This window comes from Dyadobacter jiangsuensis, from assembly GCF_003014695.1.
Lineage (GTDB): Bacteria > Bacteroidota > Bacteroidia > Cytophagales > Spirosomataceae > Dyadobacter > Dyadobacter jiangsuensis.
The window spans coordinates 103,949-117,963 of record NZ_PYAS01000018.1 but is presented as its reverse complement, the minus strand read 5'-3'; the positions used below and the strand labels follow the sequence as shown (position 1 = coordinate 117,963).

The window sequence follows — 14,015 nt, the reverse complement described above, 5'->3', positions numbered from 1 at the left end:
ATCTTGCCCATGTATTTCTAATGTCGTAATTAAAAATACAAAAAAGCCCTCGTTCTACATAGTAGAAAAAGGGCTTTTGCTTTTGGGTCACCCTCAATTGATTAAATTTGGATTAAGGAAATGGAGAATTGGATGGCTGAATGCTTTGTTGGTTGTTGTCTGTTGTAAGCTGCCCGCCAGTCATAATTTTTAGATGATGTTGAATTCCCTGCTTAAATATTGCTTGCTGGTTCCCGCCGCCGGATTCTTTTTCATGTCTTGTGACAAAAAGGTAGATCTGCCGGACGACGTAGCCGCTGAAATGAATACACTGGTCGCGCCGGTCGACTACACTTACGACGTAAAGCCGATCCTTTCGGACCGCTGTTTTGCCTGTCACGGGCCGGATGCCAATCACCAGAAGGCCAATTTACGCCTCGACGTGGCCGAGGTGGCTTATAAAAAGGAAGCGGAGAGCGGTCTGAAAGCCATTAAACCCGGCAAGCCGGGTAGCAGCGAACTCGTACATCGGATTTTGTCGGCCGATCCCGACATGGTTATGCCCACGCCCGAGTCGCATTTGTCGCTCACGGCGCGGGAGAAGGCCATCCTGATCCGGTGGGTGGAGGAAGGTGCCGAGTACAAGCCGCATTGGGCATTTACCAAAGTGGAAAAGCCCGCGTTGCCGAAGGTGAAAAATCAGGCGTGGGTGCGTAACGACATCGACCGGTTTGTGCTTAAAAAACTGGAAGACAAGAACATTAGACCTTCGCCCGAAGCGAGCAAAACCACATTGCTGCGCCGCGTTTCGCTCGATCTGACCGGCCTGCCGCCGACACCGGAAGAGGTCACGGCATTTTTGAACGACAAATCCCCGAATGCCTACGAAAGGGCCGTCGACCGGTTGCTTGCCTCGCCGCATTATGGCGAACACATGGCCGTGCCCTGGCTCGACGCCGCACGCTATGCGGATACGCACGGGTACCAGGACGACGGATTGCGCACCGCCTGGCCGTTCCGCGATTGGGTGATCAGTTCATTCAACAGAAACCAGCCTTACGATCAGTTTGTGACCTGGCAGCTGGCGGGCGACATGCTGCCCAACCCGACACGCGATATGATGGTCGCTACGGCGTTCAACCGTATGCACCAGCAGAGCCAGGAGGGCGGGATCATTCCCGAAGAGTACCGCAGTGCCTATGTTTCCGACCGCGTGGATACATTTGGCAAGACATTCCTCGGCCTGACCGTCGAATGTGCGCGCTGCCACGACCATAAGTATGACCCGATCAGCCATAAGGATTACTATTCATTGTATGCGTTTTTTAACAATAATGACGAAAACGGCCAGATCCCGTACAACGGCGAGGCCAGCCCGGCCATTACGCTGCCGACGCCCGAAGCCGATGCCAAATTGAAATACATTCACGAAAATCTGGCCAGAGAGCGATCGGCCATGACGGCCAATGCGGCTGCTCATGAACGCGGCTTCCAGCAATGGCTGACTGCCGCCCGCATGGCTCCCGAGAAAGCGCTACTTCCTGAAAAAACAGATTTGATAGGGTATTTCACATTCGATGAGCCTACGGGAAAGGAATTTACCAATCTCGCGAATCCGAAGCATAAGGCCAATGCGGAAGGAGACGACAGCCTTTCCAATGTGGCTTCCCGCAATGGACGCATTGGTAAGGCCCGGTATATTTTCGGGGAAAACGCGGTCAGTTTTGGCGATAACTTCGCATTCTTCGAGCGGAATCAGCCATTCAGCATTAGCATTTGGCTTAACCTGCATGATCCAGCGGTGAGCGGCTCGCTGCTGCATAAATCCAACGGGGTCATGAACGGGTACCGTGGCTGGAATGTGTTCCGGGAAAAAGACGGACGCATTCGCCTGACGATGAGTCATGTCTGGCCGGAGAATGCCATTGAAATACAAACAGTTGAGAAATTTCCGATGAACAAATGGACGCAGCTGGGCTTTACCTATGATGGTTTGAGCAAAGCTGCCGGCCTGAAACTGTTCGTCAACGGGCAGCCGGTGCAGGTTACTGTGCATAATGACCATCTGACGGAGAGCATTTTGTATGGCAAGAACAAAACGAACTGGTACGTCGACAAGCTGAATATCGGGCGGTTGTCGGATCAGCGGACGAAGAATTTCGAGGTGGATGAATTCCGGATTTACACCCGTGCCATCAGCCCGCTGGAAATGCAGAGTTTGTTTACATTGAAAAATGAGTTGCTGACCGCATTAAAAACACCGGCGACCCAACTGAAACCGGCACAGCTTGCTTCTTTAAAAGATTACTACCTGACCAACGTCGACGCCGGCTACAAGAAGGAACTGGCTTCGAGCCGCGCATTGATCGGCGAGGAAACGGAGATTATGGATAAGCAGATCGATGTGATGGTCATGAAGGAGCGGAAATATCCGCGCAAGACCTTCATTCTCAATCGCGGTGCCTACGATGCCCCCGGCAAGCCGGTAACCATGGATACGCCGGATGCATTTTTTAAAATACCGAAAGACTATCCGCGAAATCGCCTGGGTTTGGCTAAATGGCTGCTCGATAAGGATCATCCGCTATTCACCCGGGTGACGGTGAACCGGTTCTGGATGATGTATTTTGGGAAAGGAATCGTGATTTCGAGCGACGATTATGGCAACCAGGGCGAACTGCCGACGCATCCCGAGCTGCTCGATTACCTGGCGGCGCGCTTCCGCGAGTCGGGCTGGAATGTGAAGGCGATCCAGAAGCTGATCGTCACTTCGGCGACTTACAGGCAGTCTTCGAAAATTGAACCGAATATGAAGGATGTTGATCCGGATAACCGGCTTTATGCGCGTGGCCCGAGCTACCGTATGAGCGCGGAACAGATTCGGGATAATGCATTGGCATCGAGCGGATTGCTTACGCGCCGGGTGGGGGGCAAGAGCGCCTACCCGTACCAGCCCGCGGGCCTGTGGGAGGCGCTCGCAACGCGTAACGAGGTGACCTACAAGCAGCAACACGGTGATTCGCTCTACCGGCGGAGCCTCTACACGATCTGGAAACGCAGCTCGCCGCCTCCGATGATGCTGAATTTTGATGCGGCGGAACGGCATTTCTGCATTACCAAACGGCAGAAAACCAGCACGCCGTTGCAGGCACTGGTCGTGATGAACGACCCGCAGTTCGTGGAGGCGTCGCGGGTGTTGGCGCAGCACATGTTGAAAAACGGCAAAACCATCGACGAACAAATCGATTACGCATTCACCGCACTGACGAGCCGACTGCCCGATCCGAAGGAAAAAATGGTGCTGAAAGAGCTCTATGACGAAGAGTTGAAAGATTTCAGCCAAAATCCCAAGCGTATGAAGTCGATCCTGGCGGCAGGGGAATATCCGCTGGATAAAACATTGAATCCCGTGCAGCTGGCGGCAGGAACCATCGTGGCGAGCACGGTAATGAATTTTGACGAATTTTTGATCAAGCGATAACCAGCAAAGCAATGAGCCTTTACAGAGAACTTGAAAATCATGTCCACGAGCAATTGAGCAGGCGTAATTTCCTGTCGAAGACGAGTCTGGGCCTGGGTGCGGCAGCGATGGCATCGCTTTTGAGTGCAGACAATTCGTTGGCCAAAAAGGCGGGTGAAAAAGGGGCTGAGGCCGCCGGGCGGCCGATCGGGCACCCGCATTTCCCGCCGAAGGCCAAGCGCGTCATTTACCTGTTCCAAAGCGGCGCGCCGTCTCAGTTGGAACTGTTTGATTACAAGCCGAAACTGGAAGAAATGTGGGGTAAAGACCTCCCCGAATCGGTGCGGAAGGGACAGCGGCTCACCGGCATGACCGCCGGGCAAAGTAGTTTTCCTCTGGCCGCTTCGAAATACAAATTCCAGCGGTACGGGGACAATGACATGATGATCAGCGAACTCATGCCGTACACATCGGGCATTGTGAACGATGTTACATTCATTCGGTCGATGTTTACGGAGGCTATTAACCACGACCCGGCCGTGACGTTTTTCCAGACGGGCAGCCAGCAAGGGGGCAGGCCTTCCTGGGGATCGTGGGTGAGTTATGGGCTGGGTTCCGATAACCAGAATATGCCTTCATTTGTCGTACTGCTTTCCAAAGGCCGCGGGGGTGACCAGCCATTGTATGCCAAACTTTGGAGCAACGGTTTCCTGCCTTCCATTCACCAGGGCGTCGTATTCCGTTCCGGCCCCGATCCTGTTTTTTATCTCAACAACCCCGAGGGAATCGACCGTACCAGCCGCCGACGAATGCTGAACTCGCTCGCGAAGTTGCAACAGGGGCAGTTTGAAAAGCTGCTCGATCCGGAGATCAATTACCGGATGGCGCAATATGAAATGGCCTACCGCATGCAGACGGCCGTACCCGAAACCATGGATATTTCCAAAGAGCCCGATTACATTTTCGATATGTACGGCGAAGACTCGCGTAAGCCCGGCACATTCGCGGCGAACTGCGTGCTGGCCCGGAAGCTGATCGAAAAGGATGTGAAATTCGTGCAGTTATACCACCAGGGCTGGGATCAGCACGGTAACCTGCCGAACGATATCAAGATCATGGCGAAGAGCGTAGACCAGGCTTCCGCTGCATTGATCAACGATTTGAAACAGCGCGGCTTGCTGGATGAAACACTGGTGGTTTGGGGTGGGGAATTTGGCCGTGGTGCCTATTCGCAAGGCAAACTCACGCATGATAACTACGGCCGCGATCACCATCCGCGCAGCTTCTCGATCTGGATGGCAGGCGCGGGCGTGAAAAAAGGATTCGTATACGGACAAACCGATGATTTTGGCTATAATATTATCAAGGATCCCGTGCATGTGCATGATTTCCAGGCTACTGTAATGCATTTGATGGGCATCGATCACGAACAGCTGATATTCAAGCACCAGGGAAGACGGTATCGGCTTACCGACGTTCATGGTAAGGTTGTGAAGCCGCTTTTGGCGTAGTTCAGCCAAAAAGCCATTGAAATACCGCTTTCACCGCCGAGCCAACGTACCAGATTGAAAACAGCCAGAACATGGCGCCCATTCCCGCAAATACATATACGAAGAGGTAGTTGCCTTTCAGATGGACATTGTCGGGGTCATTCGGGTCGTAGTATAATGTTACTTCCTCGCCGATCTGGTACTCGGGCGGGTTACGCGCTTCCGAACTGTGAAACACGTGCACGGTACCATCTTTTTTGACATAGCGGATAGACGGTGCCAGCGGATATTCCCGAGGTTTCAGGCGGTGAAGGTCTATGACAATGCCTTTGGTTTCAATACCATGCTCGATCAGGTTGCGGCTGTTGCGGTAAATTGTAAACGAGATCACCGCGAAAACCGCGCCGATGGTAAAGAACAACAGGATGAATAGTTCGAAACCCGGTACTCCCTTGCTGTTTTCCATGATTCGCGATTGTTAAAGCCAACGGTAAATTTCCTGTAAGCTGCCTTCAAACTCTTTCGGAGGTGTTTTCATCGAGTTTGCAAACGGGTATGTGCCTCTTACGGCCTTGCCGGTGCCTGCTTTAAGGTCAAGGACGAGATCACAGTATTCGCGGCCCGGGTATAGCCGTGTTTTGAGCTCCACGGTGTAGTCGTCAATCCATCTGGCTTCGTCGCAGCTCCATGTGGAGGGCATGTCGAATATCATTTGGTTATTGGAAACCCGTATAATGGCGGGCTCGGTGATCCAGTGGCTCATGCGCACTTCGTAAGCGCCGAACCGGACGGTGTAGGTATTTTGAGGAGAAGGGACTTCGTCAACCATAGTTGTAATATTAAGATCTGAATTTCATGTACAGACTTACGACGATCATGCCCAGGAACAGAAAGATCGCTCCGAAAATGACCAGCATGATCCATAATGTACCTACACCTGAATTCCGCGAATCGTGGTAGTCGATGGCGCTGCAAAATGCGGTGCTTACCGAGGTAATGCCGATCAAACCGGCAATGCCTATACGCAGCATCCACCAGCCGAGTCCGCTCTGCGACCAGTACAGAGGGATAAACGAGAGAATGATCGCCCCGAAGAGCACGTACCAGGCGAGACTTTCGAGCCGGACGTTACCCGCTTCGGTGGGAGGTTGGTTGGGCGCCACGAGCAGCAGCGCCAGGCCGTACATCAGAAGCCAGGAAAGTTCGGGGCCGAGGAGAAACGTTGAAATGCGACCGGTGTTCATGGTCAGAACGGCTTGTAATCTTTTACGTTCGTCTGCAAATCTGCGAGCAATGCTTTGAGCTTCGCATCAAGCTCGGCGGCAGCGGCTTTGTTCTCGTTTTTCTGGCTGAAAGCTTCCAAAGGCATTGTGCGGCCCCCATTACCTTCCTGGTATTCCACGTTGGCCAGCGATGCGCGGTATTTGCGGTTGGCGCATTCTACCGAAAGCACGTAACCGAATCTGTAAACGCCGCCTGCATTGTTTTCCGATCGGGGTATGGTGATTGTGATGTGGCCTTGCGTAACGAAGTCGCCGGTTTCCTTGTCGTCGACCAGCGTTTTATTGTCCGGGGCCGACTGACTTACCCACAGGCGGGCGCGTCTGAAAATGTCTATCAGGGAAACGCTGCCGCAATCGACAGTCTCGGAATAAGCGATTTTACTGTTCATAGCCGGCAGGATGGAATGTGCGTGCGCGGAACCGATCATGCATGCGAGCACGACGATCAAAATGGACTTTGACATGACGATAAATTGGTTCGATTTTTAAAATAGTGGTGCAAAAGTGAGCATTTGGAAAGGAGCGTGCAAATAAAATGAGCTACCGGTAAATCACTGGTTTTGGCTTGAAAAACAAATGATTAACACAATACCATTCAATAAAAAAAGCGACCCGGTGGCCGCTTCTAGTTGTCTTTGCTGTACTTGTTCCGGTATTCGATGGGCGTAAGGCCGGTTACTTTTTTGAATACATCCCTGAATGCCTTGGTGTCGGTATAGCCGACGTCGTACATGACCTCTGTCACGTTCTTGCGTGATACTTCGAAGCTCCGTTTGGCGGCTTCCACGCGCACGCGGCGTACGTACTCGTTGATCGTATTGTTGGTGGCGTTTTTGAAGCGCCGCTCGAAACTCCGGCGACTTACACTGGCAATGTCGGCAAGCTCCACGATCGTCAGTTTCTCGGTATAATTCTGTTCGATGTAATCCTGCGCGGCGAGGATGCCGTCGTCGTTGTGGTTTTTCTGGCCTTTGAAAATCGTGAATGCGCGCTGGTTATCGCGGTCGATGTCGATGGCGAAATATTTGGCGGCCAGGATAGCAATGTCCCGGCTGGTGTATTTTTCGAGGATGTAAATCAGCAGGTTCCAGATCGAATTGGCGCCGCCGCTTGAATATACTTTGCCCTCATCGGTGATAATGGTGCCGTCCACGACCTCGATCTGAGGGTATATTTCTTTGAATTCTTCATAATAAGCCCAGTGTGTCGAGCACTTTTTACCATCCAGCAGGCCGGTAGCGCCCAGCAGAAATGCGCCGAGGCAAAGCGATGCGATTTCGGAGCCTTTTTCGCGCATTTCGAGCATCCAGGGAATAGCGGGCCTGTCGAGCTCGACGGATTCGCGGAGGTTGCCACACAATGCAGGGATGACCACGAGGTCGGTTTTATCGACTTCGCTCAGCAGCTTGTTGATGCGGATCGTGTATTCGCCGTCCTGCGCCTTAATGTCATGGCTTAGTCCCACAAATTCGACCTGGAATTTAGGCTCTTTCCCCGACGCCTTGAGAAAGTCGTTGGCGGTGTTGAAAAGCCGGTACGCAGGGGAAACCGCTTCAATGTAGGAGCACTGGGGGACATATACCGAGATATGTTTCATAACGATGTTGGATTTAGAACTCGTAAATATAGGAAAATATTCAGTTGGCATTTTTACCCCTCGGGATCGGCGTATTTACACCCCATTTATTTCTTTCGAACCCGCCAAATTTGTAACGTAGATCATCAGCAAACTAAAAATCATTTTTCTCCAAACCATTCACCTTCAACGATCAAAACAATGAGCGAATTATCAACCACCCAAGGCATTACCCCGTTTCTCTGGTTCGATGGCCAGGCAGAAGAAGCGATGAACCTTTATACCCGGCTGTTTCCTGACTCGAAAATCAAAACGATCAAACGATGGGGCGAGGGCGGTCCGTTTCCGGCGGGCCAGGTAATGATGGGAACTATCGAAATCAAGGGGCTGACGCTGCATATGTTCGACGCCGGTCCGCAATTTAAGTTCAATGAGTCGGTTTCGTTCTTTGTGTCCTGTAAGGATCAGGCAGAGATAGATCACTACTGGAACACGCTCACATCCGACGGCGGTGAGGAAAGCCAGTGCGGGTGGCTGAAAGATAAGTTCGGCCTCTCGTGGCAGATTGTGCCTGCCATGCTGGGCGAGCGGCTATCCGGTGGTGATCCGAAACGTGCAGGGCAGATGTTCCAGGCGGTGATGGGCATGAAAAAGCTCGATATTGCCGAATTGGAACGTGCTTACAATCAATAGAATATAAAATGGCGATTTACCCCTTCCTTACATTCAACGGCAATTGCAGAGAGGCGATGCGTTTTTACCAGTCGTGCTTTGGCGGCGAGCTGCATTTCACCTACCTGGGCGATACGCCCGGCGGGAGGCAGTTTCCGCCGGAAATCAGGCAGCTGGTATTGCATGCGAGCCTGGTGTCGGAGCATGTCCGGCTCTTTGCGTCCGACCTTGGCGGTGAGGAAGGGGTAGCCTCCGGCAACAGCATTTCGCTATGGATCAGCATTACAGCACCACGGCAACTAAAAACCGTATTCCAGAAACTGGCGAAAGAAGGGGAGGTGACCGCCCCGCTCTCGCCGGGAGTACTCAAAGGCCAATGGGCTACGCTCACAGATCGTTACGCGGTGCAGTGGATTTTTTCAGCCGGGAATTGAATGAATGGCACAATGGTCAGGCGTGGTCATGTGTGGTCAAGACTGGTCATGAGTTGTGAAATATTGTGATGCTATCAGTTGCGAAAGTGACTACCTTGACAACACATGACTAAAACTGACCACATTTGACTACGTGACCACACCTGACCATTCACTCATTAACAAATCACTTATGACCCATCAGGAGTACATCCGCATTCGCGGTGCAAGGGAAAATAACCTGAAAAATGTTTCACTCGATATCCCCAAACGGAAAATCACCATTTTTACAGGTGTTTCCGGTTCGGGAAAATCATCCATTGTTTTCGATACCATCGGTGCAGAGGCACAGCGCCAGCTGAACGAGACATTCAGCATGTTTATCCGTAACCGCCTGCCGCGCATCAGCCAGCCGGAGGCCGACGCCATCGAAAACCTTTCTACTTCCATTGTCATCGACCAGAAGCGGCTCGGAGGAAACTCACGGTCCACAATGGGCACCATTACCGACATTTCGGCGGTTATGCGCCTGCTGTTCTCCCGACTGGGCCAGCCGCATGCCGGGTTTTCCAATGCATTTTCCTTCAATGACCCGGCCGGTATGTGTCCGGAATGCAATGGTTTGGGTAAAAAGGTGGAAATCGACCTTGAAAAATTCCTGGACCCTACGAAGTCGCTCAACGAAGGAGCCATTCTCTTTCCGGTTTTCGCAGTCGGAACCTGGTATTGGAAAGCTTACACATTTTCGGGTATGATCGATAATGAGAAGAAGCTGGAAGATTACTCTGACGAGGAAATGCATACGCTGCTGTACGGGAAGGGGACCTACGAATCCAACTACAACGGCATGACATTCGATACGAAGTACGAGGGCCTGGTAGACAAGTTCAACCGGTTGTACATCCAAAAGGACAGCAGTGAGATTTCGGAGAAGACCGTCAAAAAAGTGGAGCGGTTCCTGAAAATGGGCGATTGTCCCGCATGCAAGGGCGCTCGCCTGAACGAAAAGGCGCTGGCGTGCCGCATTAATGGCCTGAATATCGCGGAAATGTCGGCGATGGAGGTTTCGGAGCTGGTCAAAATCATCCGTACAATCCAGGATCCGGTATCTAAACCGATGATCGACACCCTGACCGAGCGTTTGGAGCATTTGGTCGACATCGGGCTGGGGTACCTGAGCCTCGACCGCGAAACCGGTACACTGTCCGGAGGGGAATCGCAGCGTATCAAAATGGTGAAGCATTTGAACAGTAGCCTGATCGATATCACCTACATTTTCGACGAACCCAGCATTGGCTTGCACCCGCGCGACGTGCACCGCCTGAACGAGCTTTTGCAAAAACTGCGCGATAAGGGGAATACGATCCTGGTCGTCGAGCACGATCCGGATGTGATACGGGTGGCCGATTACATTGTGGATGTAGGGCCGAAGGCCGGAAGTGGCGGTGGGGAGATCGTCTATTCCGGCGATTATAAAGGACTCCTGCAAGCCCCGACCCTTACCGGCAGATTCATCAATCGGGATTTGAAAGTAAAATCGACATTCCGGCAGCCAACCGGTGCATTAAAGGTGAAGAATGCCAAACGCCATAACCTTAAAAATGTGTCGGTCGACATTCCTACCGGCGTTTTTACGGTCGTGACCGGCGTGGCGGGCTCGGGTAAGAGCTCACTGATCAACGGCGTGTTTCTTTCGCAACACCCGGAAGCGATCGTGATCGACCAGTCGGCTATTGGGACTTCCATTCGCTCCAATCCGGCAACTTACACCGGTATTATGGACGATATCCGCAAGCTGTTTGGCAAAACGAATAAGGTAAGTGCGTCGCTGTTCAGCTTTAATTCCGACGGCGCTTGCCCTGAATGCCAGGGGCTGGGTTTTATATTTACCGACCTCGCATTCCTGGAACCTGTAAAAACGGTTTGCGAAACCTGCGAAGGCAAGCGTTTCAAGCCGGAAGTGCTGGAATATAAGGTCAATGGCAAGTCGATTACCGATGTGCTGGATATGCCCGTGGAGGAGGCGCTGGCATTTTTCAAAACCAAAGAAGTCGTTCACAAACTGACTGCAATGAACCAGGTGGGGTTAAATTACCTTACACTTGGCCAGCCGCTGAGTACCTTGTCGGGTGGTGAATGCCAGCGTATCAAACTGGCCGGCGAGCTGCACAAGAACGGAACGATTTATGTCATGGACGAGCCAACGACTGGCCTCCATATGTCTGACACGGGCCATTTGCTTGAAATTATCGATCATCTGGTCGACCAGGGCAATTCGGTGATCGTGATCGAGCATAATACGGAAGTCATGAAACACGCCGACTGGATCATCGACCTCGGCCCTGAGGGCGGGCACAAAGGTGGGCAGATATTGTTCGAAGGTACCCCGGCCGATTTGCTGAAATCGGAGAAGTCGTTGACGGCGGCGTATTTGCGGGGTGGAAAATAATAACGGAGGCATTCGGGGGGATCATTTGTCCCGGTTAACCCCTCGAATGTCCCGTTTCCCCAATGCCGGGCATTTCCTTCGCTGCTAGATTTGCCGATCAGGAACTCAATAGCGAACATCATGGAGAAGATCGAGCACATCAACTACATTAAGGCACCCATTTCAAAAATATACGAAGCATTGACAACGCAGGAGGGGCTGGGGAGCATTTGGACCACCGACCTGACGGTTCAAAGTGAAGTCGGTGCCATTTCCGACTTCGGTTTCGGCGACGACGATCACGTTTTAATGCAAATGGTTGAACTAACCGAAAACAAGCGGATCGAATGGCTCTGTACCCATTCCGACCCCGAATGGATCGGTACCGGCGTGTCGTTCGAGCTTTTCGAGCGAAAAAACGGTGTCACCGCCATCGTATTAAAGCACTTCAACTGGCGTGAGCTGACCGAGTTTTACCAATGGTGCAACTACAACTGGGCTATGTTTTTGCTCAGCTTGAAAGACTATTGCGAAAAGGGGAAGGGGTTGGCTTATCAGGAAAGGGAGTTTTAACCAAGCAAAACCCGTGCGGGAATGCCTAGTTTTTCGTGAAAAAGCTTTGCTAGTTTGAGAGTAAGCGGTTTTTTTCGGTTCAGCAAAGCGGAGACATAGCTCTTACTTCCGACCCACTCAACCAGGTCTTTGCTTTTGAGACCTTTCTCATCCATTTTGAGTTTAATAGCATCGATCGGATCAGGCGAAGGAATCGGATAATGCTCATCCTCGTAAGCCTTAACCAGGAGCAAGGCAATTTGCAGTTTGTTGCCCTCCGGACTATCTGGCGTTGGTGGAGCATCAAATTGGCTATCAACCCATTCCAGGAATTGATCGTACTCCGCTTCGTTTTTTATGGGTTTTAATTCCATCAGGAAATGGCTTTCTATTTGTATTGAATGGTTTTGGCGTCAATGCGGTCATATTCTACAAGTCGCATTCACCTACTTGTACGCGATTTTGGAAAAAGGTAACAGAATCTGTTCAAGAAAGTGGTGGAATTTAACAGTGGAGACAAGGGCTGATCGCCAGGCTACTCACTAAAATTATCGTAGTACGTGAAATCCTGCGTGATTTTGCCATTCTCGATCGTGAAAATGGTACAGATAGGCAACGCAAACTTCGATTTGTCGGGTGCGGTGCCGGTTGAGATAAATTCTACGATGATGTGTTTGTCGCCCGAAGGATAGATTGTGACGACACTGTCCCGCACGTCCGGGATCATTTGCTGCAACTCACCGTATTTCTTGATAATCTGCTCATGAGTTTGCGGAACGACGCCTTCACCAAGTGAGGGATCTTTGAATTCGGCCGTATCGGAATACATTGCCGCCATTTGTTGCCAGTCGTGCCTGTTGAAATGCCCGAAATACTGTTTGACCAGATTTTCGTTATCTAAATTCTTGGTTGCTGACGTTTCCTGGTTGGTTTCTTTGGGTTGGCAAGCGGTAAGGGCGAAGATAACAAGCAGCAAAAGTAACGGTCGGTTCATAATCAGGGATCGAGAAGATGAAGGGATGTAATGTACGAAAAATGTCTGTCACGGCTAAGTAATGGCACGTCGTGGGACTGACAAACGGCAGCTATCCAGATATCGTTCTCCGGGATCGGATGTCCGGTCTCTTTAAGTTTCAATTTGATTGATGCATATTCAGAAGCAACGGGCGTTTTAACATCCAGAATTTCACATGCATTTATGAACGACATGTACCGACCCAGGTTGCTCCTGGCCTTTTGGGAGTTTTTTGCGCCATAAATCAGTTCGCCGCATACGGTTACGGGCAACGCAACAATATCGTATTGTGAAAGCACTTGCAATGTCTCTTCATTGCCGTTTAATACTTCAATAGCGATGTTTGTGTCGATTGCAATCTGTTTTAGTGCCATTCACCATCTATTCTGTTGAACTCATCAGCGATGATTTTCAGCACTTCCGTTGCCTCGTTATCGTCAATAGTTCCGGCGAAAGACAGTATTTTGTCCTTGTTTGGCTGTTGCGGCGAAGTAGCTTTCAGCGATTGGAGGAAATCGAACAGCTTCGACCTAAGAAGGGTATCCCGGGTTACCGTTTCTACATCCTGCACGATCTGTTCATGGATAGTCATAGTATAGCTGGTTGATAAGCGATACTAATTTAACAATTTTGTTCCTCTTGTGGTTTACCTGATTCTCAACCGGCCATCAACAAATGATCCTAGGGTAATTCCAAATGCAAAATAGGAAACGGCAGTCCCGAGCCATCCAGTGGTGACCGGCTTTTTATTGCAAAACCCAAACGTTGGTAGAATGCCAATGCATCCGGGTTCTGCTCATTTACATCCACTTTGCGGATAGATCGTCCCGTTATTGCATATTCCATCAGCTTCTTACCGATGCCTTTGCCGAAATGGTCGGGATGGACGAAGAGCATTTCAACGGTTTCAGGGGAGAACCCTGCGAAGCCCATGATCATGTCTGACTGGTCCCGGATGCAGAACAGATCGACCGCGTCAAAGTATTGATTCAGGATTAAGGGTTTGAAATGCTGAATGTGTTCTTCATGTAAAAAATGGTGGGTGGCTCGGACGGCAGCTTCCCAAATTTCAATCAGGGCCGGGTAATCGATGGAAGTTGGCGTTGAAATGACGTAATCAATGGATTTCATGACTTTTGTATCGGAC

At 51.1% G+C, this 14,015-nt stretch carries 17 protein-coding genes; 7 read left to right on the top strand and 10 right to left on the bottom strand.

Translation table 11 applies throughout. The features are described 5' to 3' along the window. From CLV60_RS34505 to CLV60_RS29605, 3 genes are all read left to right on the top strand, one after another. Positions 1-193 (top strand): hypothetical protein (locus tag CLV60_RS34505; RefSeq protein WP_211302291.1); only part of this gene is annotated, 193 nt, incomplete at its 5' end. A 60-nt stretch (positions 194-253) separates the two neighbouring features. Next, positions 254-3,460, top strand: coding sequence for a DUF1553 domain-containing protein (locus tag CLV60_RS29610; RefSeq protein WP_229211189.1), 3,207 nt, complete (start codon positions 254-256; stop codon positions 3,458-3,460). Positions 3,461-3,471: 11 nt separating this feature from the next. Then, a complete protein-coding gene (locus tag CLV60_RS29605; protein ID WP_106599020.1) occupies positions 3,472-4,950 on the top strand; it encodes a DUF1501 domain-containing protein in 1,479 nt (492 codons plus the stop codon). Position 4,951: 1 nt separating this feature from the next. Here CLV60_RS29605 and CLV60_RS29600 read toward each other — a convergent pair whose 3' ends face one another. From CLV60_RS29600 to CLV60_RS29580, 5 genes are all read right to left on the bottom strand, one after another. Then, positions 4,952-5,395, bottom strand: coding sequence for a DUF3592 domain-containing protein (locus CLV60_RS29600; protein WP_106599019.1), 444 nt, complete (start codon positions 5,393-5,395; stop codon positions 4,952-4,954). 12 nt (positions 5,396-5,407) lie between these two features. Then, positions 5,408-5,758, bottom strand: a complete 351-nt coding sequence (locus CLV60_RS29595; RefSeq protein ID WP_106599018.1) for a hypothetical protein — start codon at positions 5,756-5,758, stop codon at positions 5,408-5,410. 10 nt (positions 5,759-5,768) lie between these two features. Beyond that, the gene (locus CLV60_RS29590; RefSeq protein WP_106599017.1) at positions 5,769-6,173 is read right to left on the bottom strand and encodes a hypothetical protein; all 405 of its coding nucleotides are present in this window, start codon (positions 6,171-6,173) and stop codon (positions 5,769-5,771) included. A 2-nt stretch (positions 6,174-6,175) separates the two neighbouring features. Continuing rightward, the gene (locus CLV60_RS29585; protein ID WP_106599016.1) at positions 6,176-6,676 is read right to left on the bottom strand and encodes a DUF4468 domain-containing protein; all 501 of its coding nucleotides are present in this window, start codon (positions 6,674-6,676) and stop codon (positions 6,176-6,178) included. 161 nt (positions 6,677-6,837) lie between these two features. Beyond that, positions 6,838-7,809, bottom strand: coding sequence for a GlxA family transcriptional regulator (locus CLV60_RS29580; protein ID WP_106599015.1), 972 nt, complete (start codon positions 7,807-7,809; stop codon positions 6,838-6,840). Between the two features lie 180 nt (positions 7,810-7,989). On the opposite strand from CLV60_RS29580, the gene CLV60_RS29575 reads away from it, so the two are divergent. From CLV60_RS29575 to CLV60_RS29560, 4 genes are all read left to right on the top strand, one after another. Beyond that, positions 7,990-8,481 carry a VOC family protein gene (locus CLV60_RS29575; protein WP_106599014.1) on the top strand — a complete coding sequence of 164 codons (492 nt, stop codon included), beginning with the start codon at positions 7,990-7,992 and terminating at the stop codon, positions 8,479-8,481. Between the two features lie 8 nt (positions 8,482-8,489). Beyond that, on the top strand, positions 8,490-8,894 hold the full coding sequence (locus CLV60_RS29570; RefSeq protein ID WP_106599013.1) for a VOC family protein: 405 nt from the start codon (positions 8,490-8,492) through the stop codon (positions 8,892-8,894). A 172-nt stretch (positions 8,895-9,066) separates the two neighbouring features. Beyond that, entirely contained in the window at positions 9,067-11,322 is a 2,256-nt protein-coding gene (locus CLV60_RS29565; protein ID WP_106599012.1) for an ATP-binding cassette domain-containing protein, read from the top strand. A gap of 120 nt (positions 11,323-11,442) precedes the next feature. Beyond that, complete coding sequence (locus tag CLV60_RS29560) at positions 11,443-11,874, top strand: SRPBCC family protein (protein ID WP_106599011.1); 432 nt, start codon at positions 11,443-11,445, stop codon at positions 11,872-11,874. Here the strand turns inward: CLV60_RS29560 and CLV60_RS29555 are convergent. From CLV60_RS29555 to CLV60_RS29535, 5 genes are all read right to left on the bottom strand, one after another. Continuing rightward, positions 11,871-12,227, bottom strand: a complete 357-nt coding sequence (locus CLV60_RS29555) for a helix-turn-helix domain-containing protein (protein ID WP_106599010.1) — start codon at positions 12,225-12,227, stop codon at positions 11,871-11,873. The genes CLV60_RS29560 and CLV60_RS29555 overlap by 4 nt on opposite strands. Before the next feature lie 161 nt (positions 12,228-12,388). Further along, the gene (locus CLV60_RS29550; RefSeq protein ID WP_106599009.1) at positions 12,389-12,847 is read right to left on the bottom strand and encodes a nuclear transport factor 2 family protein; all 459 of its coding nucleotides are present in this window, start codon (positions 12,845-12,847) and stop codon (positions 12,389-12,391) included. Positions 12,848-12,849: 2 nt separating this feature from the next. Beyond that, complete coding sequence (locus CLV60_RS29545; protein ID WP_106599008.1) at positions 12,850-13,242, bottom strand: type II toxin-antitoxin system VapC family toxin; 393 nt, start codon at positions 13,240-13,242, stop codon at positions 12,850-12,852. Then, positions 13,233-13,460, bottom strand: a complete 228-nt coding sequence (locus tag CLV60_RS29540; RefSeq protein WP_106599007.1) for a hypothetical protein — start codon at positions 13,458-13,460, stop codon at positions 13,233-13,235. Before CLV60_RS29540 ends, CLV60_RS29545 begins: the two co-directional genes overlap by 10 nt. Before the next feature lie 89 nt (positions 13,461-13,549). Further along, positions 13,550-13,999 (bottom strand): GNAT family N-acetyltransferase, encoded by a 450-nt coding sequence (locus CLV60_RS29535; RefSeq protein WP_106599029.1) that lies wholly within the window; start codon positions 13,997-13,999, stop codon positions 13,550-13,552. Positions 14,000-14,015: the final 16 nt, after the last annotated feature.

Excerpts from the sequence above, each read along its gene's own strand:
- CLV60_RS29585 (WP_106599016.1), bottom strand. The coding sequence starts at position 6,676 with ATGTCAAAGTCCATTTTGATCGTCGTGCTCGCATGCATGATCGGTTCC.
- CLV60_RS29610 (WP_229211189.1), top strand. The coding sequence starts at position 254 with ATGTCTTGTGACAAAAAGGTAGATCTGCCGGACGACGTAGCCGCTGAA.
- CLV60_RS29535 (WP_106599029.1), bottom strand. The coding sequence starts at position 13,999 with ATGAAATCCATTGATTACGTCATTTCAACGCCAACTTCCATCGATTAC.
- CLV60_RS29580 (WP_106599015.1), bottom strand. The coding sequence starts at position 7,809 with ATGAAACATATCTCGGTATATGTCCCCCAGTGCTCCTACATTGAAGCG.
- CLV60_RS29590 (WP_106599017.1), bottom strand. The coding sequence starts at position 6,173 with ATGAACACCGGTCGCATTTCAACGTTTCTCCTCGGCCCCGAACTTTCC.
- CLV60_RS29595 (WP_106599018.1), bottom strand. The coding sequence starts at position 5,758 with ATGGTTGACGAAGTCCCTTCTCCTCAAAATACCTACACCGTCCGGTTC.
- CLV60_RS29545 (WP_106599008.1), bottom strand. The coding sequence starts at position 13,242 with ATGGCACTAAAACAGATTGCAATCGACACAAACATCGCTATTGAAGTA.
- CLV60_RS29550 (WP_106599009.1), bottom strand. The coding sequence starts at position 12,847 with ATGAACCGACCGTTACTTTTGCTGCTTGTTATCTTCGCCCTTACCGCT.
- CLV60_RS29600 (WP_106599019.1), bottom strand. The coding sequence starts at position 5,395 with ATGGAAAACAGCAAGGGAGTACCGGGTTTCGAACTATTCATCCTGTTG.
- CLV60_RS29565 (WP_106599012.1), top strand. The coding sequence starts at position 9,067 with ATGACCCATCAGGAGTACATCCGCATTCGCGGTGCAAGGGAAAATAAC.
- CLV60_RS29540 (WP_106599007.1), bottom strand. The coding sequence starts at position 13,460 with ATGACTATCCATGAACAGATCGTGCAGGATGTAGAAACGGTAACCCGG.
- CLV60_RS29575 (WP_106599014.1), top strand. The coding sequence starts at position 7,990 with ATGAGCGAATTATCAACCACCCAAGGCATTACCCCGTTTCTCTGGTTC.
- CLV60_RS29560 (WP_106599011.1), top strand. The coding sequence starts at position 11,443 with ATGGAGAAGATCGAGCACATCAACTACATTAAGGCACCCATTTCAAAA.
- CLV60_RS29605 (WP_106599020.1), top strand. The coding sequence starts at position 3,472 with ATGAGCCTTTACAGAGAACTTGAAAATCATGTCCACGAGCAATTGAGC.
- CLV60_RS29570 (WP_106599013.1), top strand. The coding sequence starts at position 8,490 with ATGGCGATTTACCCCTTCCTTACATTCAACGGCAATTGCAGAGAGGCG.
- CLV60_RS29555 (WP_106599010.1), bottom strand. The coding sequence starts at position 12,227 with ATGGAATTAAAACCCATAAAAAACGAAGCGGAGTACGATCAATTCCTG.